This window comes from Vitreimonas flagellata (assembly GCF_004634425.1).
In the GTDB taxonomy this organism is placed as follows: Bacteria; Pseudomonadota; Alphaproteobacteria; order Caulobacterales; family Aquidulcibacteraceae; genus Vitreimonas; species Vitreimonas flagellata.
On record NZ_SBJL01000002.1, the window covers coordinates 318,217 to 343,573 of the forward strand.

Below are 25,357 nucleotides of genomic sequence, written 5' to 3' on the forward strand. Positions count from 1 at the left end.
GCCGTCCGCGACGCATGCTACCGATTCCCATTGAGGGATAAGGTTTTTGCAACTGACTCGCAAATGTGAGCCGGTTGCGAGCTTTGGGGAAATCTATGTCGGACAAGAAGCGTTTGAATCGGCGTTCGTTCATGGCGCGCGTTGCTGGTGCGGCGGCCATTGTGGGCGGCGCGACGGCCGCGGTGACGGGCGAAGCCGCGGCGCAGAATTATACGGGCCGCACCGACAGCGACACCGGCAACGGCGCAGATCGCTCTGGCTACGGCCGCACCGGCATGACCGACAGCGACACCGGCAACGGCTCTGACCGCGCCGGCTACGGTCGTGGCGGCGGTGGCGGCGGCGGCGGCCGCACCGGCTGGACCGACAGCGACAGCGGCGGCAACGCCGACAACGCCGGCAACGGCCGTGGCGCCACGCGCAACAGCCCGAGCGGCCTGACCGACGGCGACAGCGGCTCGTACGCTGACCGCGCCAATTATGGCCGCGGCGCACGCCGCAACTGGTAAGTCGTCCGTGACATCGCGCGAGCCTTGGCTCGACGATCCGCTTGGGTACCTGATCGGGTCCGAGCGGATCGAGACGTTTTTCGCCAAAACTTACGAACGCGAAGCGCTCATTGTGCATCACAATGCGGCGCAACGCTTCGATGGCCTGCTGAACATCGACGACGTCGATCGCATCGTCACCAGCGTTGACCTGCGCGAGGGCCAACTGGCGCTCGCCGACGCGACGCGTGAGATGAGTTCGAGCCAATATGTCGACGCGTCGGGCTTTATCGATCGCGGTGCGGTGGCGGATCATTATCGCGGCGGCGCGACGATCATCTTGAACCAGGCGCACCAATTCGAGCCGAAGCTGGCGCGCTTGTGCAAGGGCCTGGAGCACGTGTTTTCATCGCACGTGCAGGCCAATCTCTATCTGACGCCGCCGAACGCGCAGGGCTTCCGCACGCATTACGACAATCACGACGTGCTCGTGATCCAGGTCGAAGGCGAGAAGATCTGGCGGCTCTACGACATGCCGATCGAGGCGCCGTTCCGCGGCGAAGGCTTCGAGCCGGGCAAGCATGAGACGGGCGCGTTGCGTCAAGAATTCGTGCTGAAGGCCGGCGATTGCGCCTACGTGCCGCGCGGGCTGATGCACGATGCGCAGACCTCCGGCAGCGTCGCGTCGCTGCATGTGACGGTCGGGCTGATCACGCGCACCTGGGCCGATCTCATTTTGGAAGCCGTGTCCGAAGTCGCGCTGCGTTCGCCGGAACTGCGCCGCTCATTGCCGGCGGGTTTCGCGCATCCCGATTTCAACCGCGACGCGGCGCGCAAGCAACTCTCGACGCTCGCAGGCGTCCTCGCGCAAGAGATCAAACTTGATCCGGCGCTCGATCTGATGGTCGATACCTTCATCCGCTCGCGCCCGGCGGAGAACCGCTTCTCCATTCTCAACGCCAGCAAGAGCATCGAAGCCAGCGATCGCTTCGTCCTCAAACGCCACGCGCCGTTCCGCATCGCGGAAGACGGCGACGACATCGTGGTCATCGGCCCCGGCGGCGATCTGGATTTCACGGCGTCGAACCGCGCCGCACTGGAACGCGCATTGAGCGGCGAACCGTTCGGCCTCAGCGATCTCAAGGGCGAGAAGGTCGACGCGATCGTCTCCACGCTGCTCGCCTACGGGCTGCTGATCCGGGTCTAGCTCCCCTTTTCGTCGCTTCCCCCTGGCGAGCGCGCGCGGGCGCGGCCAAGATGGACGGCAAACGGGGGATCAGATGGCGTTCTGGAATCGTCGCAAACCTATTGAGGCGCCGCAGCATCAGGAATTGAAGCGCACCTTGTCGTGGCCGCACTTGGTGGCGCTCGGCGTGGGGGCCATCGTGGGCGCTGGCATTTACGCACTGATCGGCCAAGGCGCCGGCATGGCGGGGCCGGGCGTGATCGTATCGTTCGCGGTGGCGGGCTCGGTCTGTGCGTGCGCTGCGCTCTGCTACGCTGAACTGGCGTCGATGATGCCGGCGTCGGGCAGCGCCTACACCTACACCTATTCATCGCTTGGCGAGCTCGCGGGCTGGATCGTCGGCTGGGCGCTGATCCTTGAATATTCGGTGGTGGTGAGCGCCGTCGCTGTGGGTTGGTCCGGCTACGCCTCAGGCGTGCTGACCGGCTTCGGCATCGACATTCCGCAGATGCTGCCGTTCGGCGAACTTGGCGGGCATGCGCTGCATTTCAATCCGCTCGCAGTGTTTATCATCTTCGTTGTCGCCGGCCTCCTGATCCTCGGCACGCGCGAAAGCGCGTGGGTGAACTCAGCCCTAGTGGTGCTGAAGATCGCCGCTCTCCTTCTCTTCCTCGTCATCGCGCTGCCGGCGTTTGACATTTCGCGCTTCACACCGTTCGCGCCGTTCGGCTGGGGTTCGACGCCGCAGGCCGACGGCACGAATATCGGCATCATGGCGGGCGCGGCGGTGATGTTCTTTGCGTTCTACGGCTTCGACGCTGTCTCGACGGCGGCGGAAGAAGCCAAGAACCCCGGCCGCGATCTCGCCATCGGCATCATCGGCTCGATGGTGATCTGCACGCTGCTTTACATGCTTGTCGGCGCGGCGGCCGTCGGCGCGATGGATTTCCGCATGTTCGCTTCAAGCGGCGAGCCGATCGCGGAGATCGTGCGCAGCCTCAATCAGCCGGAAGCCGCGGCCATCATCGGCGGCGTCGCCTCGATCGCGATTCCCACCGTGATCCTCGCCTTCCTCTACGGGCAAACGCGCATCTTCTACGTGATGTCGCGCGATGGTCTGTTGCCGCGCTCCTGGGGCCGCGTGCACTCGAAGCTCGGCACGCCGGTAATCATGACGATTTTCACCGCGATCGTATGCTCGGCGCTCGCCGGCTTGCTCACGCTGGGCGAAATCGCCTCCCTCGCCAACGCCGGCACGCTGGCGGCGTTTATCGCCGTGGCGATCTCGGTGATGGTGCTGCGGCGGAGCGCGCCGAGCGCAGAACGCCCGTTCCGCACGCCTTTGGTGTGGATCGTGGCGCCGCTCGCGATACTCGGCTGCCTCTACCTCTTCTCCAGCTTGAACATCGGCACGATCGAGCGCTTCTTCATTTGGATGGCGATCGGCATTCCGGTCTATCTGCTCTGGGGCGCGCGCAAGAGCGCATTGGCCGAGAAAGGATAAAGCATGTCCGACAATGAGCGCATCATTCGCGACTTCATCGCCACGTGGCCCTCGCTCGACGTCGACAAAATCGTTGATTTCTTCACCGAGGACGGAATCTATTACAATATGCCGATCGCCCCGGTGGCGGGCCGCGACCAGTTGCGCGGCTTCATCGCGACGTTCCTAAAGGATTGGACCAAAACGAATTGGGACATCCTCAACATCGCGGCCGTCGGCAATGTCGTAATCGCCGAGCGCGTCGATCACATTCATGTCGGCGACAAGCAGGTCGATCTGCCCTGCTGCGGTGTGTTCGAGCTTGAGAACGGCAAGATCAAAGTCTGGCGCGACTATTTCGATCTCGCCACCTACAGCCGCGCCTTGACCTAAGCGCCGCCGGCTTTGCGCTTAAAGCCGCCATGCGCGGCATGGCAGAGGGCGACGCCGAGCGCATCGGCAGCGTCGGCCTTCACCTCGCCGGCCGTCGGCAACAGGCGGCGCACCATGAAGGCGATCTGGGTTTTGTCGGCGCTGCCGGAGCCGACGACGGCTTTCTTGATCGTCGTCGGCGCGTATTCGCCCACGATCAAACCAGCGCGCGCCGCCGCCGCCAACGCAACACCGCGCGCTTGACCCAACGCCAAAGCTGCGCGCGCATTGGAATTCACGAACGTCTCTTCCACCGCGGCTTCGTGCGGCTTGTATTGTTCGATGACGGCGCAAAGGCCCTCGAACACGTCATGCAAGCGCGACGCGAGTTGCTGCTGCGCCTTCGGCGTGATGACGCCATGCGCGACGTGCGATAGGCGCGAACCTTCGCTCGCAACCAAACCCCAACCGCAACGATTGAGTCCAGGATCGACGCCGAGGATGAGAATTGCGCTCATGGCCCAAGCCCTGCGCCCAATCTCTTGCCAAAGCCCTAACCGCCGCCCAGCATGGGCGAAACGAACGGGGATTTTCATGTTGCTTCGCACCTGCGCCACTGCACTGGCCGCTCTCTTCATCAGCGCGAGCGTCGCCACCGCCCAAGCGCCCAGCGAGGCGCAGAGGACGCAAGCGCGCGAACTTTATGCGAGCGTCGTCGCTGTCGACACATCGACCGGCCCGCAGAATGTCGCGCTCGCCAACATGCTGGCCGCACGCTTCCGCGCTGGCGGCTTCGCGGCCGAGGACGTGACCATCGTGCCGGCCGGCGAAACGGCGGGCCTCGTCGTGCGCTATCGCGGCAATGGCGCGGGCGGGCGGCCAATCCTCTTCCTCGCGCACATGGACGTGGTGCCGGCGCTGCGCAGCGATTGGGAGCGCGAGCCGTTCACGCTCGTTGAAGAGAACGGCTTCTTCTACGGCCGCGGCTCGTACGACAACAAAGCCGGCCTCACGCAACTTGCCTCGCTCTTCCTTACGTTGCGCGCCGAAGGCTTCACGCCCACGCGCGATCTGATCATCTGGTTCTCCGGCGACGAAGAGACGACGGGCGTCAGCACGCAGACCTTGCTCACACAACACCGCGCCCTGCTGCACGACGCGGAATTTGCGTTGAACTCGGACGGCGGCGGCGGCTTGCTGACCGAGACTGGCGCGCCCTTGAGCTACGCCCTGCAAACGGCGGAAAAAACCTACGCCAGCTTCACGCTCACCGCGCGCAATCCAGGCGGTCATTCCTCCGTGCCGCGCGCCGACAACGCTATCTACGAATTGGGTGATGCATTGTCACGGCTGCGCGCCTTCCAATTCCCGACGATGTGGAACGACACGACGCTCCTCGCCTTCCGTAACGCCGCCAACGCAACGGGCGGCCCAGAGGGTGCGGCCATGCGGCGCTTTGCCGACAATCCGGGCGACCGTCGCGCCGCGCGCACGTTGGCGGCCAATCCTGCGATCTCTAACATGATGCGTACGACGTGCGTGGCGACAATGCTCTCCGGTGGTCACGCTGAGAACGCGTTGCCGCAGAGCGCGACCGCCACCGTGAATTGCCGCATCTTCCCGGGCGTCGCCGTTTCAGATGTGCAAGGCGAATTGCAGCGCATCGCCGGGCCCGGCATCGAGATCGCACTCACGGCGCCGTCGAATTCGAGCGACGCCTCGCCGTTGCGGGACGACGTGATGAATGCAGTCACGCGTGCGGTGCATACGATTTATCCTGGCATCGTTGTCACGCCCTATATGTCGGCGGGCGCCACCGACGGCCTCTTCTTCCGCGCGCAAGGCATTCCGACCTATGGCGTCGGCGCCGTCTTCATCAAAGACAGCGATGATTTCGCCCACGGCCTCAACGAGCGCGTGCCGGTCGAGACATTCTATTCGGGGCTCACCCACTGGCGCGTGCTCGTCAACGAACTCGCCGGCCCGCGCTGATCATGTCGCAACCGGACGCAGCCGCCACAGATCCGCGCGCCAACGGCTGGATGCAAGGCTTTCCGCCGGCCGCGGATAAATTGATCAAGCTCGAAGACAATTCAAGCTGGCGGTTTCCCTACATTCGCTGGGCCTTCAGCCATCAGCGCGAATTGAGTCCGACAGCGAACGTGCGTCGCGGCGGCGGCGCGGCATGGGCGCTGCCCTACGCATTGCGCAACGACATCGACGACATCAGCTTTACCACGATGGACGGGCGCACGCTCAACTGGGCGCAATCGCTCGATGTGAATTACACCGACGGCATTCTCGTCCTGCATCGCGGCGCGGTGATCTATGAGAAATATCTGGGCGCATTGACGCCGGACTTGCCGCACCTGGCGATGTCGGTGACGAAATCCTTCGTCGGCCTGATCGCAGCGATGCTGATCGACGAAGGCGCGCTCGATCCCGACGCGCCGGTCACGCGCTACGTGCCCGAACTGTCCGCCAGCGCCTATGGCGACGCCAGCGTGCGCCAAGTTCTGGATATGACCATCGGCGTGCAATATTCCGAAGATTACACCGACCGCAGCGCCGAGATCTTCGCCTACACATTGGCATGCGGCATCGCCACGCGTCCTGCCGATTATGCGGGGCCAAAGAGCATTTTCGAGTTCCTGCAGGGCTTGAAGAAGCAAGGCGAACACGGCCAAGCCTTCGCGTACAAGACCTGCAACACCGAAGTGCTCGCCTGGATCGTGCAGCGCGTGAGCGCAACGCCGATGGCGCACCTCCTCTCGGAACGCATCTGGCAAAAACTCGGCGTGGAAGAAGACGCGCACCTCTTGGTCGACCGCACGGGGGCTGCGATGTGCGGCGGCGGGCTCAATCTGACGCTGCGCGACATGGCGCGCTTCGGCGAGATGATGCGCTGCGACGGCGCCGCCAACGGGCGCCAGATCGCACCCGCCAAAATCGTCGCCGATATTCGTAATGGCGGTGATCGCGAACATTTCGCCAAGGCCAAATATTCCACGCTGCAAGGCTGGAGCTATCGGAACCAATGGTGGGTCGCGCATGACAATTTGGGCAGCTTCACCGCGCGCGGCATCCACGGCCAGGCGATCTGGGTGGCGCCCGCGGCCGAGCTGGTGATCGCCCGCTTTGGCTCGCACCACATCGCCGGCAACGCCAATGGCCCGCTTGACCATGTCTCCCTGCCCGCGTTTCGCGCGTTGGCCGATCACCTGATGCGCTCTTAACAGGCGCACACTGCGGCATTCTCACTGGGACGCTTGACGGGGGCGCGGCAATCGAAGATGTCGCGCGGTCACGAAGAATTCGGCTGGTCATGCAATCCTCGCGCGCCTTCATTACGCTCGACGCGCTCCGCGGTATCGCGGCCCTTGCTGTCATCAGCTGGCATGGCGGGCGCTTGTTCGGCGACGACGGCCCTGTCTTCACCTCGGCCATTCTCGCGGTCGATCTCTTCTTCATTCTGAGCGGCTTTGTGCTGACGCACGCCTATGAGCAACGCCTCAACACGAATTTGAACGTGCCGGATTTCATCCGCATGCGGCTGATCCGGCTCTATCCGCTTTATCTCTTGGGCTTCCTCATCGCTGGCCTCGCCGTGGCGTTGCGGCTTTACGCCAACATGGCCGAAGGCTCGACTGAGCTCGGTATCGCGGCGGTGCTGAATGCGTTGATGCTACCGAACCCTGCGGTGGGGTCGCCACCCTTCCTCTTCCAGTTCAATTTTCCGGCCTGGTCGCTCTTCTTCGAACTCATCGCCAACATCGCGTTCGCGTTGTTCGGCGCCCGGCTCTCGACGCGCAATCTGGCGATCTTTGTTGGCGTCCTCGGTGCAGCGCTCATCGCGGTCACGCTGCGTTATCAATCGTTCGATCTCGGCGCGTCGTGGCGTACATTCGACGGCGGCTTGGCGCGCGCCCTGTTTGGCTTCTTCGCCGGTATGTTGATCTATCGCCTGCGCGACAAGTTCGCTTTCACGCAGCGCATTCAATCGAATTGGATGGTGCTCGCGCTGGCGGCGCTGACGCTGGCGAGCTTTCTGCCGCGCTTTGCCGTCGGCGAATGGCGCCCGCCCGCAGAATTGAAATTGCTGTTCGCGATGGCGCTCTATCCGGCGCTGATCCTCGTCGCAGCGCTCTACGAACCAGGCGCGCGCTTGTTGCCGATCTGCTCGTGGCTCGGCGTCGCCTCGTACGCGGCCTACGTGCTGCACGTGCCGCTGCACTCCTTGGGTGGCGTCGTCGCGCAGCTCAGCGCGGACGTTTGGCTCGAAGAATTCGCGCCCATCTCAGGCCTCACGTTCATCGTCGTCATTGGTCTCAGCGCCTGGCTGGCCGACAAATATTGGGACCGACCGATCCGCGCCTTCCTCAATCAAAAGCTCACGCCCACACGCAAACCCGCACCGGCGCCCGCGTCCTAACAAAGAAGCGGCGGCCATTTCTGACCGCCGCTTTTGTGTTGTGGATCGCGCACGAAACCTAAGCGCTCTGCGCTTCGGCCTGGCCGTGGCAATATTTGAACTTCTTGCCGGAGCCGCAGGGGCACGGCGCGTTGCGCGAGACCTTGCCCCAAGTGCGCGGATCGTGGCGGTCGAAGCCGTCCGGCGCCAGTGGATGCAGATCCGCCTTGCGGCCCATCTCGTTTTCGCCGGTGTCCGGATTCTGGTGGATCTCGTACGTCTGCGTCGGCGCCATCGGCTTCGGCAGCTGATCTTCGGTCTGACCGATCTGCAGACGCAGCAGCATGCGCGTGATGGTCGTGCGCAGATCGAGCAGCATGCGCTCGAACAGCGTGAAGGCTTCGGTCTTGAACTCGTTCAGCGGGTCACGCTGCGCGTAGCCGCGCAAGTGCACGACCGAGCGGAGATGGTCGAGCAAGCTCAAATGTTCGCGCCAGCGCATGTCGACGACCGAGAGCAACACTTGCTTCTCAACGGCGCGCAAACGATCCGGCCCCAGCATCGCGGCCTTCTGCGCGTACGCGTGATCCACTTCGCGCGTCAGACGCTCGATGATCTCTTGTTGCGCAATGCCTTCTTCCGCGGCCCACGTGTCGACCGGCGACGTGAAGCCGAAAATTTCCTCGGCCTCGATCTTGAGCTCAGCCGTATTCCATTGCTCGGGATACGCCTTCTCCGGCATGTGACGCCAGACGAGCTTTTCCACGACGTCGTGGCGCATGTCCTTGATGATCGGCGCGACGTCGGCGGTGCGCATGAATTCGATGCGCTGCTCGAAGATCGCCTTACGCTGATCGTTGATGACGTCGTCGTACTTGAGCAGGTTTTTACGGATTTCGTAATTGCGCTGTTCGACGCGACGTTGCGACGTTTCAAGCGCCTTGTTCATCCACGGGTGGACGATGGCTTCGCCCTCTTGGATGCCCAAGCCGCGCATGATCGCGTCGAGGCGATCGGCGGCGAAAATGCGCAGCAGATCGTCTTCTAAGCAGATGTAGAATTTCGACTTGCCGGGGTCGCCCTGACGGCCAGTACGACCGCGCAGCTGGTTGTCGATACGGCGGCTTTCGTGGCGCTCGGTGCCGAGCACGTAGAGACCGCCCGCATCCAAAGCGATGCGCTTCTTGGCTTGAACGTCTTCTTCGATCTGGCGCTTGAACGCGGCGATCTGATCGGGCGTCTCATCGCCCTTCAGCGCCGCCTTCAGGCGCATGTCGACATTGCCGCCGAGCTGAATGTCGGTGCCGCGGCCGGCCATATTGGTGGCGATCGTCACAGCGCCCGGGACGCCGGCCTGGCTGACGATTTGCGCTTCCTGCTCGTGATAGCGCGCGTTCAGCACTTGGTGCGGGATGCCGCGCTGCTTCAGCATCGTGGAGAGATATTCGGATTTCTCGATCGACACCGTGCCGACGAGCACCGGCTGTTGCTTACGGTGCGTCTCTTCGATGTCGGCGATAATAGCTTTGAACTTCTCCGCCGCCGTCCGATAGACCTCGTCGTCGATATCAATGCGTTGCACCGGACGGTTGGTGGGAATTTCCACCACGTCGAGCTTGTAGATGTCGCCGAATTCCGCCGCTTCGGTCGAGGCCGTGCCGGTCATGCCGGCCAGTTTATCGTAGAGCCGGAAATAGTTCTGGAAGGTGATCGACGCCAGCGTCTGGTTCTCAGGCTGGATGTTCACGCCTTCCTTGGCTTCGATCGCCTGGTGCAGACCTTCCGACAAACGGCGACCATGCATCATGCGGCCCGTGAATTCGTCAATCAGGACGACCTCGCTGTCCTTCACGATGTAATCTTTATCGCGATGGAAGAGCTTGTGCGCGCGCAGCGCCTGATTGACATGGTGCACGATCGTGATGTTCGACGGCTCGTACATCGAGCCCTGCAGCAAGCCGCGCTCGACCAGCAATTCCTCGATGCGCTCAGAGCCCAGCTCTGTGTATGTCACAGAGCGTTGCTTTTCGTCGTGCTCGTAATGCTCGGCCGTCAGCAGCGGGATCAGCTGGTTGACCGATTTGTAGAATTCGCTGCGATCTTCGGTGGGGCCCGAGATGATCAGCGGCGTGCGCGCTTCGTCGATCAGGATCGAGTCGACTTCGTCGACGATCGCGTAGCGGTGACCGCGCTGGACCATTTCGCCCAGCGAGTATTTCATGTTGTCGCGCAGATAATCGAAGCCAAACTCGTTGTTCGTGCCGTAGGTGATATCCGCGGCGTAGGCTTGGCGACGCTCGTTGTCGTAGAGGCCATGCACGATCACGCCGACCGAGAGGCCGAGGAAGCGATAGACTTGGCCCATCCATTCGCTGTCGCGCTTGGCCAGGTAGTCGTTGACGGTGATGACGTGGACGCCGCGGCTCTCGAGCGCGTTCAGATAGGTCGGCAACGTGGCGACGAGCGTCTTGCCCTCGCCCGTACGCATTTCCGAGATTTTGCCTTGGTGCAGGATGATGCCGCCCATCATCTGCGTATCGAAGTGGCGCATGCCCAGCACGCGCTTGGCGGCTTCACGAACCGTGGCGAACGCCTCCGGCAGCACGTCGTCGATCTTGCCGCCGCGGGCCAAGCGATGGCGGTATTCAGAGGTCTTGTTCCGGAGCGCTTCGTCGGACAGGGCTTCGAAGGTCGGCTCCAGGGCGTTGATTCGCTGCACCAGGGGGCGCAGGTGGCGCACCTTGCGCTCGTTGACCGATCCGAAAATCTGCTTGGCGAAGTTCAGCATGAGCACGTTCTAAATGTTGCTGCGCCCCTTAAAGCCAGGCGCTGAGAGGGGCTGCGAGTGCTTTGAGTTTTTTGGCTTTTTTGCGACCCAGAGACACGCGCCCGCGTGCGAAAACACTCTCGACTCGTGCGCTTGCGAGACTTAAGAGCGGCCCTGGGCGGTGTCAATGTGACCGGAACGACCAGACGGTCTCCGGCGCGATGTTCCGCCGTGTCCGGAGAGCAGAACGCATGTCCAAGCGCGCCCCCCTGAAAATCGGCCTCGCCCTCGCCCTCGCCTTCGCGCTCAGCCTCGCCGCCTGTGGCTTGGGGCGCGATAGCGGCGAAGACAGCGACGGCGGCGTGAGCCCGATTGTGGCCGCCACCGTCAATGGCCGGCCGATTTATGTGGAGGACGTCCGCGCCTACGCCGTGGCCCGCGGCTGGCTGCAGGAAGCCGAAGACCTCGACGCCAATTCCGACGCCTTCTTCATGGCGCTGGAGGAGTTGATCCAGATCCGCCTGTTCGCGATGGAAGCCGAAGCGCGCGGACTCGATCGCGAGCCGGAAACGCGCCGTCAGCTTGAGAACGCGCGCGAGCGCGTGCTGGCCAATTCCATCTATGACGAGATCGACCAGCGCGCCAACGATCCCGCGGCGATCGAGCGTTTGTACCGGGAAAACATCAACCGGTTGGCCGAGGGCGAAGAGGTGCAATTGCGCCATATTCAATTCGCCTCACGAGAAGAGGCGGACGCGGCTAAAAGAAGGCTTGAGCAAGGCGAAAGGTTCGAAGCGCTCGCTTTTGAACTTTCGACCGAACGCGACACCGCGCCGGACGGCGGCGATCTGGGCTTCTCGTCGCTGAACGATCTTGGCGGGGCGCTGCGCGAAGAAGTGGAGCGCACGACGGTCGGCAATCTGATCGGCCCGATCCAATTGCCGACGGGCTGGCACATCTTCCGTCTCGAAGATCGCCGCGCACGTGGCGTGCCGAGCTTGGAAACCCTGCGCCCGCGCATCGTCGCGTGGTTGCGCTACCAGGAAATCACGCAGCTCGACGAACGCTTGGCGCGTGACGCGCGCATCGAGCGCTTGCGTCAGCCCGATGACACCGCCGAGCCTGGCGGCGACGTCACCGCACCTGCCGACGCAGAGCCATCTGCGCCGATCCGTCCGTCGCCGGATACGGTCGCGCCGGACGCGCCGCCCTTCCCGTTCCCGATGGGTCCGGGCGGTGTTGTCGGCGACGCGCCAGCGCAAACGCCGCCGGCCGCACCTGCCGCGACCGTGCCCGTGCCGGCCACGCCCTCAGCACCGGCCGCACCACCGCAAGAGCAAGCACCAACGCAATGAAGGACGGCCCCGTCTCGCCGCTCGCGCCGGCGCGCTTTCCCGATCTGCCGGCCATCGCCGGCTTGGAAGCCGCCATCGGTCGCGCCGGCTTCTACAAACACGAGCGTCCTGATCTGTTGCTGATGCGCATGCCCGCGGGCACGCGCGCGGCCGGCGTGTTCACCACCAACGCTGTCGGCTCGGCGCCGACGGATTGGTGCAAGCAAGTGCTGGCCGCGACGCGCGGCAGCGCGCGCGGCCTCCTGGTCAACGCAGGCTGCGCCAATTCTTTCACCGGCGATGCCGGCGATGCGGCCTGCAAGCGCGCCGTGACCGAGGCCAGCGCAGCGATCGGCATTGAGCCGCGCGAGATGCTCGCCGCGTCCACCGGCGTCATCGGCGTCGTGCTCGATGATTCAAAGATCACGTCCGCATTGCTGCACATGAAGCTCGACGCCGTCTCCTGGCCCAAAGCCGCCGCCGCGATCATGACGACCGACACCTTCGCGAAAGGCGCGGGCGCCACCTGCGAGATCGACGGCGTCAAAGTGAACATCGCCGGCATCGCCAAGGGCTCCGGCATGATCGCGCCGAACATGGCGACGATGCTGGCCTTCGTCTTCACCGACGCAGCACTTTCCGCGCCGATCCTGAAAACGCTACTGCGCCAGGAAACCGAAACCAGCTTCAATGCCATCACCGTCGACGGCGACCGCAGCACCAATGATTGCGTGCTGCTCTACGCCACCGGCCAAGCCAAAGTGCCGCCGATCGCCGACGCCAAGGACGACCGCCTCGCCGGCTTCCGCCAAGCGCTCTCGGACGTGCTGCGCGATCTCGCCATCCAGATCGTGCGCGACGGCGAAGGCGCGACCAAACTGGTCGCCGTGAACGTCGAAGGCGCGCAATCTGACGCGAGCGCCAAGATCATCGCCCGCACCATTTGCGAAAGCCCGCTGGTGAAAACCGCCATCGCCGGCGAAGACGCAAATTGGGGCCGCATCGTCATGGCCATCGGCCGCGCTGATCAGCCCGTGCGCAAAGACATGATCGCCGTGCGCTTCGGCGAGCTTTACGCCGCGCGCGACGGCATGGTCAGCGCCGAATACGACGAAGCCGCCATGAGCGCGTACATGAAGCGCGACGAACTAGAGATCACCGTCACGGTAGGCCCCGGCTCAGGCCGCGCCCGCATGTACACGTGCGATCTCACCAAACGCTACGTCGAGATCAACGGGGACTATCGGAGCTAGGGCTAAGTTTCTTCGAGTTCGCCTCGAAGGCCCTCAAGCTCTTCGAGAATGAACTCCTCGAATACGCTTCCCGAGCCCGTCTCCCGGCCCAGTTCAATTGTTCGAGCTAAGTCCGCAACGACCGCATCTGCCCGGATAGAGAAACCAACGGGAAGAAACCGCGATGCAGGGCAAACATGCGCGCCTCCATCTGCAGGCGCCAGCGATCGTCGTCTGTCAGTTCGTCGTCCAGGCGGCGACAATTGGCAGAGGTTGAATAGGTTTCAAGCAACAAAAAGCCCCCGAAGGGGGAGCATCCTTCGCGGGCTTTTTCAGCCGTTTGATCTGGCGCGTTACGCGACGATCTGAGCGGCTTGGTTCAATGTGGCCATCGCCATCGGTGCGAACACGGCGCAGGCAGCGATCAGGGCATAAATCTTGGTCATGGGTTTGCTCTCGAATTCAGGTTGGGCGGGGCCGATCAGGCGACGATAAGCGCTGCTTGGTTCAAGGTGGCGAAGGCCATCGGGGCGAACACGGCGCAGGCGGCGATCAGGGCGTAAAACTTGGTCATTGGCTTTGCTCCTCCGAAGCGGCAGCGCTTCGATAAGCCAACCTACCTAGACCCAAGGTCAGCCGATGTGCCCGCGGTCACACTCGGAGCATGGGGCGAAAAGCGCCGCCTTCGCCCACTTCGGACCGCCGGCTTCCAGCCGGCATGGGCCAGACGCAACCCTTTCGACATCGCGCGCCGCCAGCCATAATGCTCGCAAGGGAGGCGCTCATGGCCGATCCGGCGCAAGCGCTCGCCACGCAATTGGCGAACATCGAAAAGAAGACCGGCAAATCACTCGCTCAGCTCAGCGCGGCGATCAAAAAGTGCGGCAAGGATAAGCACGGCGAAATCCGCGCCTGGGTGGTGGAGACCTACGGCCTCGGCAATGGCGATGCCAACACGCTAACGCATCACGCGCTCAAATCGGATGGCGCGTCCCGCGCCGCTGACGCCGGCGCCGATCAAGTGCTGGATGAGATTTACGCCGGCAAGAAGTCCCATCTCCGCCCGGTGCACGACAAGCTGATGCAAGAGATCAGCAAGTTCGGCGCATTCGAAATCGCACCAAAAAAGGGCTACGTTTCGTTGCGGCGAAAAAAGCAATTCGCGATGCTCGGGCCGAAGACGAACGAGCGCTTCGAGCTCGGGCTCAACCTCAAAGACGATATCCGCGACAGCCGCGTCAAACCCGTTCCACCCGGCGGCATGTGCCAATACATCGTACCATTGGCCAGCGCCGACGAGATCGACGCGAAGCTCGTCGGCTACATCAAGTGGGCTTACGACGCGGCCGGCTAGTGCTTGCCAGCCTCGTAAATGCGGCGGAAAGGTTGATATGGCTAACGCCTTTCAACCAATCCTCCACACGGCTTCTTCATGCAAATCGGCGATGTTCCATCCTCAGCGCGACGCCTCCTTTTGGTGGCGGCGGCCGCGTTGATCGATACCGAGGGGCGCATCCTGATTACGCAGCGCCCCTTGCACAAAGCGCTCGGCGGCCTTTGGGAATTTCCCGGCGGTAAAGTCGAGTTAGGGGAAGCGCCAGAACACGCGCTCGTGCGTGAGCTGAAAGAGGAGCTGGACTTGAACGTCGAACCAGATTGCCTCGATCCGTTCGCGTTCGCGTCGCACGCTTACACGGACTTTCATTTGCTGATGCCGCTCTATGTCGTCACACGCTGGCAAGGCGAGCCCAAGCTCGATCCGAACGCCGCCGCCGCGATGAAATGGGTGCGCGCTGAAGCACTGCGCGAGCATGAGATGCCGCCAGCCGATGTCGTCCTGGTTGAGCGCCTGATTGAACGGAGCGCCGCATGATCCGCCGTTTTCTTCGCTGCGAACGCGGCACGACCGCGATCGAATACGCCGTGATCGCCAGCCTGATCGGCATGGCCATCATCGCCGCGATCCAACCGATCGGCGATATCCTGCAAGGCACGTTCGGCGACGTGAGCTCTGGCCTGGAAGGCAGCGGCAACTAAGCCGCCAGCCAACATTTCAGCTTTATTTCAGCGGCGACGAACGGGCGTAACGCGCCCGCGCCATACCCCTGCCCGCGCGGCCTTGAGCCGGTCCGCGCGGAGGCAGGGACATGAACATCGCGCAAGCTCTGGCCATCGCCGCAGCGACCTACGCGTACGCGCTTCATGTCGAAGAGCCATTGTCGGCGCGGTTCTCGATCCTGCAAGCAGAAGTCGATGCTCGGATCGCCGAGACTGAGGATCTGAGCCGCGAAGCGATCGAGCGCTCGCACGCTCTCTTCGTTCAAGCGATGCAGCAAAGTGCGAGCTATGGCATTCGCGCTTATGCGTCGAGTTCGACGTCCCAATAAAGATAATCCATCCACGTTTCATGGAGGTGGTGCGGTGGGAAGCGGCGGCCGACGTGTTGAAGCTCATGCATCGTCGGACGACGCGGCTTCTTAGAGGGGCGCATGCCGCATTGTTGCGGCATCAGCCCGCCTTTGCGCAGATTGCACGGCGCGCACGCAGTGACGATGTTTTCCCACGTCGTCCGCCCACCGCGCGAGCGCGGGATCAAATGGTCGAAGGTCAGGTCATCGGCGGAGCTGCAATATTGGCAGGCGAAGCCATCGCGTAGGAAGACGTTGAAGCGCGTGAACGCTGGCGGGCGATCCTGGGCCACGTAATCGCGCAGCGAGATCACCGAAGGCAGCTTCATCTCGAACGACGGCGAATGCACCACGTGGTCGTAATGCGCCACGACATCGACGCGTTCGAGGAAGACGGCTTTCACCGCTTCTTGCCAGGGCCAAAGAGACAGCGGGTAATAGGACAACGGCCGGAAGTCGGCGTTCAACACCAGCGCCGGAAAACCCGCGAGAGGGGCGCTGGAAACATTCATCGACGACTGCTCCAGTGCAGCCGTGGCAGGATTTGCTGGGGGATCAGGCTATTGAGACTGAAGACCAAAACTCCTCTACGCCGCCGAACTTAGCATGAATCGCCGAGTGCGCGAGACGAGCATTAGCTGATTTGGCGCGACAGCTTCATGACAGTGACGCCACGTTGCCAAAAAAGCTCAGCGGCCAGCGGCAATCTTGGGTGTTTTCAGATAGGTAGCCAAAAACTCAGCGCCCAACTCCAAGCCGTCCGGGCCGATCGCGTGCGGCGTCCCGTACGACACGTGCCATTGCGCGCCGTGGCCGGCGGCCGCCAAGGCCTCGGCGGACTCGAACATGAACGGGATGGGCAAGGTCGGATCGCGGTCGCCGTGGATCAGCAGAACCGGCGGCTTGGCGCGCAACTCGTCCCTCAAGCGCGCCCCGCCGACAAGCACACCGGAAAAGCCCAGCACCGCCGCCAGCGACGTCTCGCGCCGCAGCGCCACGTGCAGCGCCATCATCGTGCCCTGGCTGAAACCAACGAGTGCGACGCGGCTGGAATCGAGTTCGTACTTCTCCATCTCGCGCTCGATGAAGCGATCGACCGAGGGCGCGGCCATGCGCACGCCCGGCTCCATCAGATGCGGATCGAGATCGGTGATCGGAAACCATTGATAGCCGCCCGGCGCCATCGGCGTCGGCTCGATCGCGTTGGGCGACACGAACGCCGTGCCCGGCAGCAGATCGGCCCAGTAAGGCGCAAGGCTGATCAGATCGGCGCCATTGGAGCCGTAGCCGTGCAGGAAGATCACGAGCGAATCCGGCTTGCCGCCACGCTTGGGCGGCATACGCGGGCCATCGATGAAAACGGTCATGGCCCGCTAGTAGCCCTTCGCGGGCGCGAAGGGTAGCGTCGCCGCCCCATGAGCTTCGTCACGCGCTTCGCCCCCTCGCCTACGGGCTATCTGCACCTGGGTCACGCCTTCTCGGCGCTGACAGCGTTCGACGCGGCCCAGGCGGCGGGCGGGCGTTTTCTGTTGCGGATCGAAGACATCGACCAGGGCCGCGCGCGACCTGAGTTCGAGGCGGCGATCTTTGAGGATTTGGCCTGGCTGGGGATTAGCTGGGAAGAGCCGGTGCGGCGGCAATCCGAGCACATGGCCGACTACGCCGCGCCGCTGCAAAGCTTGATCGCGCGCGGCCTTATCTATCGCTGCTTCCGCACGCGCAAGGAGATCGCCGAAGCCATAGCGTCGGCTCCACACGGCGCGAGCGAGGATAGGTTTCGCGGCGAACCGCTGCCGGCGGACGAGGAAGCGGCCAAGCTTGAAGCGGGCGACGCGTTCGCGTGGCGGCTCTCTCTGAAGAAGGCGCGCAGCGTGTTGGGGCCGGCGTATTTCACGTTGGTGTTCGAGGATGAAACGGGCCTCGTGCGCGCCGAGCCGGAGAAGCACGGCGATGTCGTGCTGGCACGCAAGGATTTCGACGCCAGCTATCATCTGGCCTCCGTGTGGGACGATGCGCTGCAAGGCGTGACGCAGGTGATCCGCGGCGAAGATCTGCGCGAGGCGGCGCATCTGCATGTGCTGCTGCAAAAGCTGCTCGACCTGCCCCAGCCCACCTATCGCCACCATCGGCTCATTCTGGGGGACGACGGCAAGCGCCTCGCGAAACGCGACCAAGCCGCCACACTCCGCGCCATGCGCGAAGCTGGCCAGACGCCTAGCGACATAAGACGGTTACTCGGGCTTCAAGCCTAACGCGCGTTCACGACGCTTTCTTCAACGCTCTGAACGCTTCCCTAATCATGTTGGCGTATGAGCGCGGCAAGAAGAAAGCTGCGCCAAAAACCGGCGCGACGTTTTGGGAATGATGTGGGTCGATCAACCTAGCTATTTCGGGCCGGACCGGCGCCGCAGGGCCGCCAGTCTGCGTATCCGAGAGCGCCGTCGCGAAAACCTCGCCGGCCATCCGCCGGCGTTAAACGTGGCGCTGCGCCAATTGCGCATGCAGATCATCGAAGCACGCGGCCCTGGTCTCGACCGCTTCATTGAGCGCGCGCATTCGACATCGATTTTGGCGCAAGAGAATTGCGAACACGATGCGGCCGACGCGCTGAGCGCTTTATCGGTGTATGCGGCGCGAAATCGCGAACTCGACGTGCGGCCGGCCCTCTATCAAGGGCTCGATCGCGCGCACGCCGCGCTGAACACTTACCACTAAGCCGCGATCAATCCGGATAGTGCCGGAAGCCCGGCCAGCCTTCGATCGCTTCGATGGCTTCGTGCGCAGATTCCAATTTGTGGTCCGGCACGTTTGAAAGGCGCGCGGCTTCGATCCACGCCTTGATCGCCGTGGGCGCGATGCGATCGCGGCCGCACAGCACGAACACTGGCTCATCCTTGCCGACGGCGGAGAGCGAGCCGTGCTCCAATTCAGCCGCCAAGCGCGCAAAGCCTGCGTCGCGCAGCAGCTTGGCGCATTGGAGCTTCACTTCGCGGCCTTCAACTTCAGTCAGGGACATTGGGCGCCTCCCCAAGATCTAGGGTCTTTGAGCGCGGCGAATCATTGCTGCGCTTGCTGCGGACTTGGCGCGACATCGACCTCCACCGCAAGCGTTTCGCGCACGCTGGCGCTGACCCAGCCGCGCAAAGGCGCCGCATCCGCCGCATCAAGGCCGGAGCAAATGCGGATATAGGCGTCGGTCGGGCTTTGGCGATTGGAGGGATCGAAGCCGACCCAGCCGAGTTCCGGCACGTACGCCTCCGCCCACGCGTGCGATTCCTGGCGACCAACGTAACCTGCGGAAATGTAGCCGGCGACGTAGCGCGCCGGGATATCGGCCAAGCGCGCGGCGGCGATGAAGACGTGCGCGTGGTCCTGGCAGACGCCCTTCCCGTTCTGCAGCGCTTCGGTTGCCGTGGTCAGCGCGTGCGTCGTGTTTTGTTCATACTCGACGGCGTTGCGCACGTTCTGCGAAAGCTTGTGCAGCGTATCGAGCACATTGCCCGCTGCACTCGCGCGCGCGAGTTCAAGGATTTCGCGGCTGGGCGCCGTGAGCTTGGTTTCGCGCAGAAACACAGCGGGTCGTGAAAAGTCGCGCAAGCCACGCATGACGCCCGCAGCGTCCGTTGTTTCGACCATGCCTTCCGCGACGATCTCGATCAAAGATTGCTCGCGGTCGGTGCGCCACACCGCCTCTTCATCACCGAACGCGTTGATGAAAAGCGGTCTCACCTCGTCGCCATTCACGGTGACAGACCAGTTCACCACCTTCTGCCCATCGAAGCGCGATGGGAAAAGCCGCAGCCGCAAATCCGCACGCATCGCGGGCGGATTGTATTCGTAGCGGGTGACGTGGCGGACAGAAAGACGCATGGCGGGTCAAAAATAATAAGCGCGCGAAATCTCGGACGAGAGGCGATTCGTCACCTTAATCGCGTCGCCGATGAATTCGTGCAAGCCGGTCTGAAACAGGCTGTTGATATCGCAGCCGTCGAGACGGCGCACCATCTCCGCCGCCGTCTCGTGGCAGTCGTGACGCTCGCCATAGAGGCGCGCGAGGTCGTCGAGATGGCGCTCCAGCGCGCGGTAGCAGAAATTCGCCGACCGCGGGAACATGGTGTTGAGCACGAGGAATTCGGCGATGCCCCAAGGCGTGTAATCACCGCGATAGACGTGGTGATAAGCGCGCATCGCGGACGTGGCGCGCAGCACGGACGTCCACTGGTGAAAATCACGGCCGCCGCCGACGACATCGGTTTCCGGCAACAGCACGTAATATTTCACATCGAGCAGACGCAGCGTCATCTCGGCGCGCTCAACGAATTCGCCGAGGCGCAGGAAGACATAGCCCTCGTTCCGCAAGAGCGAGGTTTCGGCCGCGCCTCGGAACGCCGCGGCGCGCTGCTTGGCCCAATCGAGCCACACAGGCAGATCAGCGATCGCTTCATCGGCGTCGAGCGCTTCGAGCAAACGCCAATGATCATTCAGCGCTTCCCACATATCGGCGGTGAGCGCGGTGCGAATGGCCTTGGCGTTGGTGCGCGCTTGCGCCAAGCAGCAATGGATCGACGAACGATTGTCGCGATCCAGCAGCAGATACGTGATGATTTTTGAATCGCTGGCCTTCGGCGGCAATTCGCTGGCGCAACCCGCAGCGCGCGCGACGGATTGCCATTCCTCATTCGCGCCAGGGAGCATCGCCATGCGCCGGCCCATCTCAATGAGGCGCGCCGTGGCGTCGGCGCGCTCGATATAGCGGCCCATCCAGAAAAGATTTTCGGCGGTGCGGCTCAGCATGGGCTCATTCCGACAGCACCCATGTGTCTTTGACGCCGCCGCCCTGACTTGAGTTCACCACGAGCGAGCCTTTTGTGAGCGCCACCCGCGTCAGCCCGCCCGGCGCCAAACGCACTTGCTTGCCGACTAGGCAAAACGGTCGGAAATCGACGTGACGCGCATCAATGCCGTCGGCGGTGACAGTCGGCGCGGAAGAAAGCTCGAGCGTCGGTTGCGCGATGTACGCATCCGGGTCTGCTAGAATCTTGGTGCGGAATTCCGAGATCTGTTTCTTCGTCGCGTGCGGGCCGATCAGCATGCCGTAGCCGCCCGAGCCGTGCACTTGCTTGACGACAAAATCCTTCAAATTGGCGAGCACATGATCGCGCTCGTCCGCGAGCGAGCAGCGCCAGGTCTGCACGTTCTTAAGGATCGGTTGTTCGCCGAGATAGAAACGGATCATCTCTGGCACGAAGACGTAGATCGCTTTGTCGTCGGCGATGCCCGAGCCCGGCGCAGAGCAGAGCGTCACGCCGCCGGCGCGATAGACGCTGAATAGCCCCGGCACGCCAAGCAGTGAGTCCGGATTGAAAGCGAGCGGATCGAGATAGGAATCATCGATGCGCCGGTAGATCACATCGACGCGCTGTGGACCGCGCGTGGTGCGCATCCAGACGAGGCCGTCATTGACGAAGAGATCGCTGGACTCAACGAGCTCAACGCCCATCAGATCAGCGAGGAATGAGTGCTCGTAATAGGCGCTGTTCAACGGCCCAGGCGTCAGAAGCACGACGGTCGGCTCGCCCTTGCAGGCCGGCGGCGCCACTTCCTGCAGCGTGCGCTTCAGCATCGTCGGATATTCGTCGATCGGATCGACGGCGCAGGCGGCGAACAGACGCGGAAACATCCGCATCATGATTTCGCGGTTCTCAAGCATGTAGCTCACGCCCGAAGGCGTGCGGCAATTGTCTTCGAGCACCTGAAAATCGGTGTCGTTGGTGCGCACGATGTCGACGCCGACGATATGGCTATAGATGCGGCCTGGCGGATCGAAGCCCGCCATCTCGGGCAGGTAAGCTTCGTTCTGATAGACCAAGCTTTCCGGCACGATGCCGGCGCGCATGATCTCGCCGCGATGATAGACATCGTAGAGAAACGCATTGAGCGCCCGCGCCCGCTGCTGCACGCCACGCGAAAGCTTGCGCCATTCAGCAGCGCCGAACACGCGCGGGATGAGATCGAACGGGATCAGGCGCTCAGGATCGCCGCCCTCGCCGTACACGGAGAACGTAATACCGAGCCGGCGGAACAGCGCTTCGGCTTCGCTCTGGCGCTGACGCAAATTGGCTTCGCCCGTCGCCTCCAACCAAGCGGCGACTTGTTCGTAAGGCGAACGGATCGAGCCGTCCGAGGCGCGCATTTCTTCAAACACGCCGCGGAGCCTTCACTGATTGTCGGACGCGGAGAACGTCGCCGGGCGCCCTAACGGACCGCTCTTCGGCAGGCGCCCTGCTTTTGGGCGCCGGCGCCGCTTCGCCGTTCAAGGCGCCGCCGGCCGGGCGCCAAAAGCGCCGATGACCCGCGTGCTCCAATCGCCCAAAGCATCCCACGCCTCGCTGCCATCGGTGAACAGGCCAAGACGGACCATGACGAGGTCTTTGGACGGCACGACCACGACGATCTGGCCTTCGTAACCCTGCGCAGAGAAGGCATCGCGCATTTCGTCGCCCGTGATGAGGGAGCGCGCAGGGCGGCCGTCGCCTGTCGGCGGGGTCAGCCACCAATGCGCGCCGTAGGTGTCGGTGTTCTGCGCGGGGCCGGGCGTGCGGCCAAAATCGACCCAGCCTTCCGGCAACACGCGTTGCCCGTCCCACACGCCGCCGCGCAAATAGAGATAGCCAAAGCGCGCCCAGTCGCGGCCCGTCATCCAGATGAGCGAGCTGCCATAGAAGAGGCCTTGGGGATCGAACTCGACGACGGGGCGCACGCCGATCTGATCGAACAGCGACGTGTTCATCCACACGCGCATGCGCTCACGGCGCTCGATCGGGCTCTGGGGATTGGGCACGATCGCGCGCGTCAGCGCGTCGGAGATCAGCAGCGTGCCGGCTGACGAATAATTCCAATGCGTGCCGGGATCGTGGATCAGCGGCAGGTTCGCGGCCCAGCGCGTTGTGTGTTGCCGGCCTTCGCCGAACAGCATGCGCGCGTTGCCCGCGTTGGCGACGCTGTCGCCGTTCTCGCTGTACTCGAGCCCATCGACCATGTTCAGCCAATTGCGCCAGCTGATCGAGGCGCGGCGATCGCTGGCGCGCCAATGCGGATTGCCCATCGGCGAATCGATGGCGACGCGGCCCTGCAGCACCGCGGCGCCGACCAGAGCGTGCGTGACGGATTTCGCCATCGACCAGGAATTCAGCCGCGTGTCGCGCGAATAGCCGTCGGCGTAACGCTCGAACACAAGGCGGCCACCTTGAATGATCACAACGGCGCGCGTTTCGCCGAGCAGCGCGTGGCGGCCGGCGAAGGCTTCGGTGATGGCGAGATCCAACGCTGCGCGATCGACATCGGCCGGCAACGGCGCTTCGGCCCATTCCTGCGTCGGCCAGGCGACGCCAGCCGGCTGCGGCGGTAGCGGATAAAGCTGCTGCGCATTTGCTGCTGTTGCGAACAACAAAGCAAACGCACCCATCAACGCGCGCAGCATGACGTCTCCCCTCGCCTTCGCTATGCTGTTTCGGAGCATAAGGGGAGGCGCACGTGTCGCGCAAACGCTGGATTTGGGTGGGCGTGTTGGCGGCGGTGGTTTTTATCGTCGCCGGCGCTGGGTGGGCTTCGCGCGGGCAGGTCGCCTACGCACAGATCGCGACTGGTTACGCGGCCAAGCAGACCTGCTCTTGCCTGCATGTGAGCGGGCGCGCGCTGGACAGTTGTATGGCGGATTTCCCTGAAGACGCGCGCCAGCAGATCAGCATCGCGCAAGATGGCGACCAAGTGCGCGCGAGCGTGCTGTTCGGCGCCATTAGTGCGTCAGCGATCTATGAGCCCGAATACGGCTGCCGAATTCTAGATTAGCCAGCCGTGCGGGTTCGGCACTGGCTTGCGCATCACGCCCAGCACGAGCGCGATCGCTGCGCGCAACGCAGCCCAGATCGCGACGATGAGGTGGACATAGATCGTGCCGACGGCCAATGCGCCGTGCACATAGCCAAGCAAACTGCCGAGCACCCAGATCGCGTAACCGATCACCAACGTGCGCACGGCGTGCTCGTGGTGGGTGTTCGCCCACGGCATGGCTTGGCCGCGATTGGTGAACGCCAGCGCGATCGCTGCAATGCCCACCGCCATGCCGATCAGCGACCAGGGTTCGGGCAAAAGCAAATTCAGCGCGAACGCGGCGATCGTCAGCAGGTGCACCAGCACGACCTTGCCGCGGTGCGTCTTAAGCCCGACGCCGCCGCTTTGCTGCGGGCGCGCCGGCTTCGGGCGGCGAAAGGGCGTGACGTTGTCGTGCGACATGATTCCATGAGAATAAGGCGCTCGACCGGTTCGGACCAGTTGTTCACTACATGTCCGCGACAGGCGGCCGCGCCGGCCCCTTGCGCCGAACCGGGGCCCGTGGTCAGAACGCGCCCGTGAGCACAGACGCTTCGACGCCTTCCGCCGCCGCCGCCAGTCCCGCCCCTTCCCCAGAGGGCGCTTCGGATCAGCCGCCGCTGGCGCAGAAAATCCTTCTCGTCACCGACGCCTGGGAGCCCCAGGTGAACGGGGTCGTACGCACGCTCTCGAACACGATGGGCGAGCTGAAGAAGATGGGCTGCGAGGTCGAAGTGATCTCGCCGGGCGATTATCCGAACACGGTGCCGCTGATCACCTATTCCGAGATCCGCTTGGCGCTGGGCGCGCGCGAGGATGTCGAGGATCGCTTTCTTTCCTTCGCGCCGGACGCCGTGCACATCGCCACCGAAGGCACACTGGGTTGGGACGCGCGCGCCGTCTGCCTCAAGCACAAATTTCCGTTCACGACGAGCTACCACACGCAATTCCCAGAATACGTCACCGCGCGCTTCCCATGGATCCCGCTCTGGGCCGGCTATCGCTACATGCACGCCTTCCACGACAAGTCGGGGCGCGTGATGGTGGCGACGCCGACGATGCAGAAGCAGCTGGAGCTGCAGGGCTTCCGCAACACCGCGATCTGGAGCCGCGGCGTCGATATCGAACAATTCCACCCGCGCCTGCGCGGCATCGATGGCGGCATCTATCCGGCCGATCTACCTCGCCCGATCTTTGCGTATGTCGGTCGCGTCTCCGTTGAGAAGAATATCGAAGCGTTTCTCAAGACTGAGCTACCGGGCTCAAAAGTCGTTGTCGGCGGCGGGCCGGCTTTGGACGAACTCAAACAGAAATATCCGAGCGCGGTGTTTACGGGTCCGAAGTTCGGCGAAGAGCTGGCGCGCCATTACGCGGACGCGGATGTGTTCGTGTTTCCGAGCTTCACCGACACGTTCGGCTTGGTGATCCTGGAAGCGGCCGCGACGGGTACGCCCGTGGCCGGCTACGTGGCCCCGGGTCCGCAGGACATTCTGCCGGGCACGGGCGCAGGCATCGTCGATGACGATCTACAGAAGGCTTGCTTGGAAGCGCTAAAGCTAAAGCGCGAAGACGCGCGCGCCTTGGCGGAGCGTTATTCCTGGGCTTCGTGTGCGGCAGATTTCCGTCGCAATCTGGAGCCGCTGCCGAAAGAGCGCGGCCGCCGCTTCTGGCACAAGCTGGCTGATCTGCGGAAACGCGCGAAAGAGCGCCGGCGTCTGGCAAAAGAAAAGCGCCAACGTGAAGCGGCGCGGCGCTAAACTCTCTGCAGGCTGAAACAAAAAGCGGCGCTTCGCAGCGCCGCTTTTCT

Annotated in this window: 27 protein-coding genes; 17 read left to right on the forward strand and 10 right to left on the reverse strand. The window is 63.4% G+C overall.

Features of this window, described 5'->3' with window-relative positions; translation table 11 throughout:
- Positions 1-95: 95 nt before the first annotated feature.
- The 4 genes from EPJ54_RS09590 to EPJ54_RS09605 all read left to right on the forward strand — a co-directional run bounded on the left by EPJ54_RS09590 (position 96) and on the right by EPJ54_RS09605 (position 3,550).
- Positions 96-509: a hypothetical protein gene (locus tag EPJ54_RS09590; RefSeq protein ID WP_135211497.1), complete on the forward strand. Its 414-nt coding sequence runs from the start codon at positions 96-98 to the stop codon at positions 507-509.
- A gap of 7 nt (positions 510-516) precedes the next feature.
- A complete protein-coding gene (locus tag EPJ54_RS09595) occupies positions 517-1,695 on the forward strand; it encodes a cupin domain-containing protein (protein WP_167755664.1) in 1,179 nt (392 codons plus the stop codon).
- 73 nt (positions 1,696-1,768) lie between these two features.
- Positions 1,769-3,178 carry an amino acid permease gene (locus EPJ54_RS09600; RefSeq protein ID WP_135211499.1) on the forward strand — a complete coding sequence of 470 codons (1,410 nt, stop codon included), beginning with the start codon at positions 1,769-1,771 and terminating at the stop codon, positions 3,176-3,178.
- A 3-nt stretch (positions 3,179-3,181) separates the two neighbouring features.
- Entirely contained in the window at positions 3,182-3,550 is a 369-nt protein-coding gene (locus EPJ54_RS09605) for a limonene-1,2-epoxide hydrolase family protein (RefSeq protein WP_135211500.1), read from the forward strand.
- On the opposite strand, the gene ruvC is transcribed toward EPJ54_RS09605, so the two are convergent.
- Positions 3,547-4,047 carry a crossover junction endodeoxyribonuclease RuvC gene (ruvC, locus tag EPJ54_RS09610; protein WP_135211501.1) on the reverse strand — a complete coding sequence of 167 codons (501 nt, stop codon included), beginning with the start codon at positions 4,045-4,047 and terminating at the stop codon, positions 3,547-3,549. The two genes, EPJ54_RS09605 and ruvC, sit on opposite strands and share 4 nt — an antisense overlap.
- 76 nt (positions 4,048-4,123) lie before the next feature.
- Here ruvC and EPJ54_RS09615 point away from each other — a divergent pair, with 76 nt between their 5' ends.
- The 3 genes from EPJ54_RS09615 (at position 4,124) to EPJ54_RS09625 (ending at position 7,961) form a co-directional block, all read left to right on the forward strand.
- Positions 4,124-5,521, forward strand: coding sequence for a M20/M25/M40 family metallo-hydrolase (locus EPJ54_RS09615; protein WP_135211502.1), 1,398 nt, complete (start codon positions 4,124-4,126; stop codon positions 5,519-5,521).
- A gap of 2 nt (positions 5,522-5,523) precedes the next feature.
- Positions 5,524-6,765, forward strand: a complete 1,242-nt coding sequence (locus EPJ54_RS09620) for a serine hydrolase domain-containing protein (protein ID WP_135211503.1) — start codon at positions 5,524-5,526, stop codon at positions 6,763-6,765.
- 89 nt (positions 6,766-6,854) lie between these two features.
- Positions 6,855-7,961, forward strand: coding sequence for an acyltransferase family protein (locus EPJ54_RS09625; RefSeq protein ID WP_135211504.1), 1,107 nt, complete (start codon positions 6,855-6,857; stop codon positions 7,959-7,961).
- Between the two features lie 58 nt (positions 7,962-8,019).
- Here the strand turns inward: EPJ54_RS09625 and secA are convergent, their stop codons facing one another.
- The gene (gene secA, locus EPJ54_RS09630) at positions 8,020-10,728 is read right to left on the reverse strand and encodes a preprotein translocase subunit SecA (protein WP_135211505.1); all 2,709 of its coding nucleotides are present in this window, start codon (positions 10,726-10,728) and stop codon (positions 8,020-8,022) included.
- A 230-nt stretch (positions 10,729-10,958) separates the two neighbouring features.
- Between secA and EPJ54_RS09635 the strand changes: the two genes are divergently transcribed.
- The 6 genes from EPJ54_RS09635 (at position 10,959) to EPJ54_RS09660 (ending at position 15,660) form a co-directional block, all read left to right on the forward strand.
- Positions 10,959-12,062, forward strand: coding sequence for a peptidylprolyl isomerase (locus EPJ54_RS09635; protein ID WP_167755665.1), 1,104 nt, complete (start codon positions 10,959-10,961; stop codon positions 12,060-12,062).
- A complete protein-coding gene (argJ, locus tag EPJ54_RS09640; RefSeq protein ID WP_135211507.1) occupies positions 12,059-13,294 on the forward strand; it encodes a bifunctional glutamate N-acetyltransferase/amino-acid acetyltransferase ArgJ in 1,236 nt (411 codons plus the stop codon). Before EPJ54_RS09635 ends, argJ begins: the two co-directional genes overlap by 4 nt.
- A 763-nt stretch (positions 13,295-14,057) precedes the next feature.
- The gene (locus EPJ54_RS09645) at positions 14,058-14,627 is read left to right on the forward strand and encodes a DUF5655 domain-containing protein (RefSeq protein WP_135211508.1); all 570 of its coding nucleotides are present in this window, start codon (positions 14,058-14,060) and stop codon (positions 14,625-14,627) included.
- 78 nt (positions 14,628-14,705) lie between these two features.
- Positions 14,706-15,146 carry a (deoxy)nucleoside triphosphate pyrophosphohydrolase gene (locus EPJ54_RS09650; RefSeq protein ID WP_135211509.1) on the forward strand — a complete coding sequence of 147 codons (441 nt, stop codon included), beginning with the start codon at positions 14,706-14,708 and terminating at the stop codon, positions 15,144-15,146.
- A complete protein-coding gene (locus tag EPJ54_RS09655) occupies positions 15,143-15,310 on the forward strand; it encodes a Flp family type IVb pilin (protein WP_135211510.1) in 168 nt (55 codons plus the stop codon). The genes EPJ54_RS09650 and EPJ54_RS09655 overlap by 4 nt, the downstream gene beginning before the upstream one ends.
- A 110-nt stretch (positions 15,311-15,420) precedes the next feature.
- On the forward strand, positions 15,421-15,660 hold the full coding sequence (locus EPJ54_RS09660) for a hypothetical protein (protein ID WP_135211511.1): 240 nt from the start codon (positions 15,421-15,423) through the stop codon (positions 15,658-15,660).
- Here EPJ54_RS09660 and EPJ54_RS09665 read toward each other — a convergent pair.
- Together EPJ54_RS09665 and EPJ54_RS09670 are read right to left on the reverse strand one after the other, a co-directional pair.
- Positions 15,633-16,193, reverse strand: coding sequence for an HNH endonuclease (locus EPJ54_RS09665; RefSeq protein ID WP_135211512.1), 561 nt, complete (start codon positions 16,191-16,193; stop codon positions 15,633-15,635). The genes EPJ54_RS09660 and EPJ54_RS09665 overlap by 28 nt on opposite strands.
- Positions 16,194-16,370: 177 nt before the next feature.
- Positions 16,371-17,048, reverse strand: a complete 678-nt coding sequence (locus EPJ54_RS09670; RefSeq protein ID WP_135211513.1) for an alpha/beta hydrolase — start codon at positions 17,046-17,048, stop codon at positions 16,371-16,373.
- Positions 17,049-17,096: 48 nt separating this feature from the next.
- Here EPJ54_RS09670 and gluQRS point away from each other — a divergent pair, with 48 nt between their 5' ends.
- Together gluQRS and EPJ54_RS09680 are read left to right on the forward strand one after the other, a co-directional pair.
- Complete coding sequence (gene gluQRS, locus EPJ54_RS09675) at positions 17,097-17,933, forward strand: tRNA glutamyl-Q(34) synthetase GluQRS (protein ID WP_135211514.1); 837 nt, start codon at positions 17,097-17,099, stop codon at positions 17,931-17,933.
- A 109-nt stretch (positions 17,934-18,042) separates the two neighbouring features.
- Complete coding sequence (locus tag EPJ54_RS09680; RefSeq protein WP_135211515.1) at positions 18,043-18,396, forward strand: hypothetical protein; 354 nt, start codon at positions 18,043-18,045, stop codon at positions 18,394-18,396.
- A gap of 7 nt (positions 18,397-18,403) precedes the next feature.
- Here EPJ54_RS09680 and EPJ54_RS09685 read toward each other — a convergent pair whose 3' ends face one another.
- From EPJ54_RS09685 to EPJ54_RS09705, 5 genes are all read right to left on the reverse strand, one after another.
- Entirely contained in the window at positions 18,404-18,697 is a 294-nt protein-coding gene (locus tag EPJ54_RS09685; protein WP_135211516.1) for a hypothetical protein, read from the reverse strand.
- Between the two features lie 41 nt (positions 18,698-18,738).
- Positions 18,739-19,551 (reverse strand): transglutaminase family protein, encoded by an 813-nt coding sequence (locus tag EPJ54_RS09690; protein WP_135211517.1) that lies wholly within the window; start codon positions 19,549-19,551, stop codon positions 18,739-18,741.
- Between the two features lie 6 nt (positions 19,552-19,557).
- Positions 19,558-20,475: an alpha-E domain-containing protein gene (locus tag EPJ54_RS09695; protein WP_135211518.1), complete on the reverse strand. Its 918-nt coding sequence runs from the start codon at positions 20,473-20,475 to the stop codon at positions 19,558-19,560.
- Positions 20,476-20,479: 4 nt separating this feature from the next.
- Positions 20,480-21,874, reverse strand: coding sequence for a circularly permuted type 2 ATP-grasp protein (locus EPJ54_RS09700; protein WP_135212087.1), 1,395 nt, complete (start codon positions 21,872-21,874; stop codon positions 20,480-20,482).
- Positions 21,875-21,994: 120 nt separating this feature from the next.
- Positions 21,995-23,161 (reverse strand): serine hydrolase domain-containing protein, encoded by a 1,167-nt coding sequence (locus tag EPJ54_RS09705; protein ID WP_167755666.1) that lies wholly within the window; start codon positions 23,159-23,161, stop codon positions 21,995-21,997.
- 53 nt (positions 23,162-23,214) lie between these two features.
- Between EPJ54_RS09705 and EPJ54_RS09710 the strand changes: the two genes are divergently transcribed.
- Positions 23,215-23,529 carry a hypothetical protein gene (locus EPJ54_RS09710; protein WP_135211520.1) on the forward strand — a complete coding sequence of 105 codons (315 nt, stop codon included), beginning with the start codon at positions 23,215-23,217 and terminating at the stop codon, positions 23,527-23,529.
- Here EPJ54_RS09710 and EPJ54_RS09715 read toward each other — a convergent pair.
- Entirely contained in the window at positions 23,521-23,973 is a 453-nt protein-coding gene (locus EPJ54_RS09715; protein WP_135211521.1) for a hypothetical protein, read from the reverse strand. The genes EPJ54_RS09710 and EPJ54_RS09715 overlap by 9 nt on opposite strands.
- A 116-nt stretch (positions 23,974-24,089) precedes the next feature.
- Between EPJ54_RS09715 and EPJ54_RS09720 the strand changes: the two genes are divergently transcribed.
- Positions 24,090-25,307 (forward strand): glycosyltransferase family 4 protein, encoded by a 1,218-nt coding sequence (locus EPJ54_RS09720; protein WP_239590847.1) that lies wholly within the window; start codon positions 24,090-24,092, stop codon positions 25,305-25,307.
- Positions 25,308-25,357 lie beyond the last annotated feature (50 nt).

Bases quoted from the DNA above. Each gene is read 5' to 3' on its own strand.
- EPJ54_RS09590 (WP_135211497.1), top strand. From the start codon at position 96: ATGTCGGACAAGAAGCGTTTGAATCGGCGTTCGTTCATGGCGCGCGTT.
- EPJ54_RS09600 (WP_135211499.1), top strand. From the start codon at position 1,769: ATGGCGTTCTGGAATCGTCGCAAACCTATTGAGGCGCCGCAGCATCAG.
- EPJ54_RS09605 (WP_135211500.1), top strand. From the start codon at position 3,182: ATGTCCGACAATGAGCGCATCATTCGCGACTTCATCGCCACGTGGCCC.
- ruvC (WP_135211501.1), bottom strand. From the start codon at position 4,047: ATGAGCGCAATTCTCATCCTCGGCGTCGATCCTGGACTCAATCGTTGC.
- EPJ54_RS09615 (WP_135211502.1), top strand. From the start codon at position 4,124: ATGTTGCTTCGCACCTGCGCCACTGCACTGGCCGCTCTCTTCATCAGC.
- EPJ54_RS09620 (WP_135211503.1), top strand. From the start codon at position 5,524: ATGTCGCAACCGGACGCAGCCGCCACAGATCCGCGCGCCAACGGCTGG.
- EPJ54_RS09625 (WP_135211504.1), top strand. From the start codon at position 6,855: ATGCAATCCTCGCGCGCCTTCATTACGCTCGACGCGCTCCGCGGTATC.
- secA (WP_135211505.1), bottom strand. From the start codon at position 10,728: ATGCTGAACTTCGCCAAGCAGATTTTCGGATCGGTCAACGAGCGCAAG.
- EPJ54_RS09635 (WP_167755665.1), top strand. From the start codon at position 10,959: ATGTCCAAGCGCGCCCCCCTGAAAATCGGCCTCGCCCTCGCCCTCGCC.
- argJ (WP_135211507.1), top strand. From the start codon at position 12,059: ATGAAGGACGGCCCCGTCTCGCCGCTCGCGCCGGCGCGCTTTCCCGAT.
- EPJ54_RS09645 (WP_135211508.1), top strand. From the start codon at position 14,058: ATGGCCGATCCGGCGCAAGCGCTCGCCACGCAATTGGCGAACATCGAA.
- EPJ54_RS09650 (WP_135211509.1), top strand. From the start codon at position 14,706: ATGCAAATCGGCGATGTTCCATCCTCAGCGCGACGCCTCCTTTTGGTG.
- EPJ54_RS09655 (WP_135211510.1), top strand. From the start codon at position 15,143: ATGATCCGCCGTTTTCTTCGCTGCGAACGCGGCACGACCGCGATCGAA.
- EPJ54_RS09660 (WP_135211511.1), top strand. From the start codon at position 15,421: ATGAACATCGCGCAAGCTCTGGCCATCGCCGCAGCGACCTACGCGTAC.
- EPJ54_RS09665 (WP_135211512.1), bottom strand. From the start codon at position 16,193: ATGAATGTTTCCAGCGCCCCTCTCGCGGGTTTTCCGGCGCTGGTGTTG.
- EPJ54_RS09670 (WP_135211513.1), bottom strand. From the start codon at position 17,048: ATGACCGTTTTCATCGATGGCCCGCGTATGCCGCCCAAGCGTGGCGGC.
- gluQRS (WP_135211514.1), top strand. From the start codon at position 17,097: ATGAGCTTCGTCACGCGCTTCGCCCCCTCGCCTACGGGCTATCTGCAC.
- EPJ54_RS09680 (WP_135211515.1), top strand. From the start codon at position 18,043: ATGATGTGGGTCGATCAACCTAGCTATTTCGGGCCGGACCGGCGCCGC.
- EPJ54_RS09685 (WP_135211516.1), bottom strand. From the start codon at position 18,697: ATGTCCCTGACTGAAGTTGAAGGCCGCGAAGTGAAGCTCCAATGCGCC.
- EPJ54_RS09690 (WP_135211517.1), bottom strand. From the start codon at position 19,551: ATGCGTCTTTCTGTCCGCCACGTCACCCGCTACGAATACAATCCGCCC.
- EPJ54_RS09695 (WP_135211518.1), bottom strand. From the start codon at position 20,475: ATGCTGAGCCGCACCGCCGAAAATCTTTTCTGGATGGGCCGCTATATC.
- EPJ54_RS09700 (WP_135212087.1), bottom strand. From the start codon at position 21,874: ATGCGCGCCTCGGACGGCTCGATCCGTTCGCCTTACGAACAAGTCGCC.
- EPJ54_RS09705 (WP_167755666.1), bottom strand. From the start codon at position 23,161: ATGCTGCGCGCGTTGATGGGTGCGTTTGCTTTGTTGTTCGCAACAGCA.
- EPJ54_RS09715 (WP_135211521.1), bottom strand. From the start codon at position 23,973: ATGTCGCACGACAACGTCACGCCCTTTCGCCGCCCGAAGCCGGCGCGC.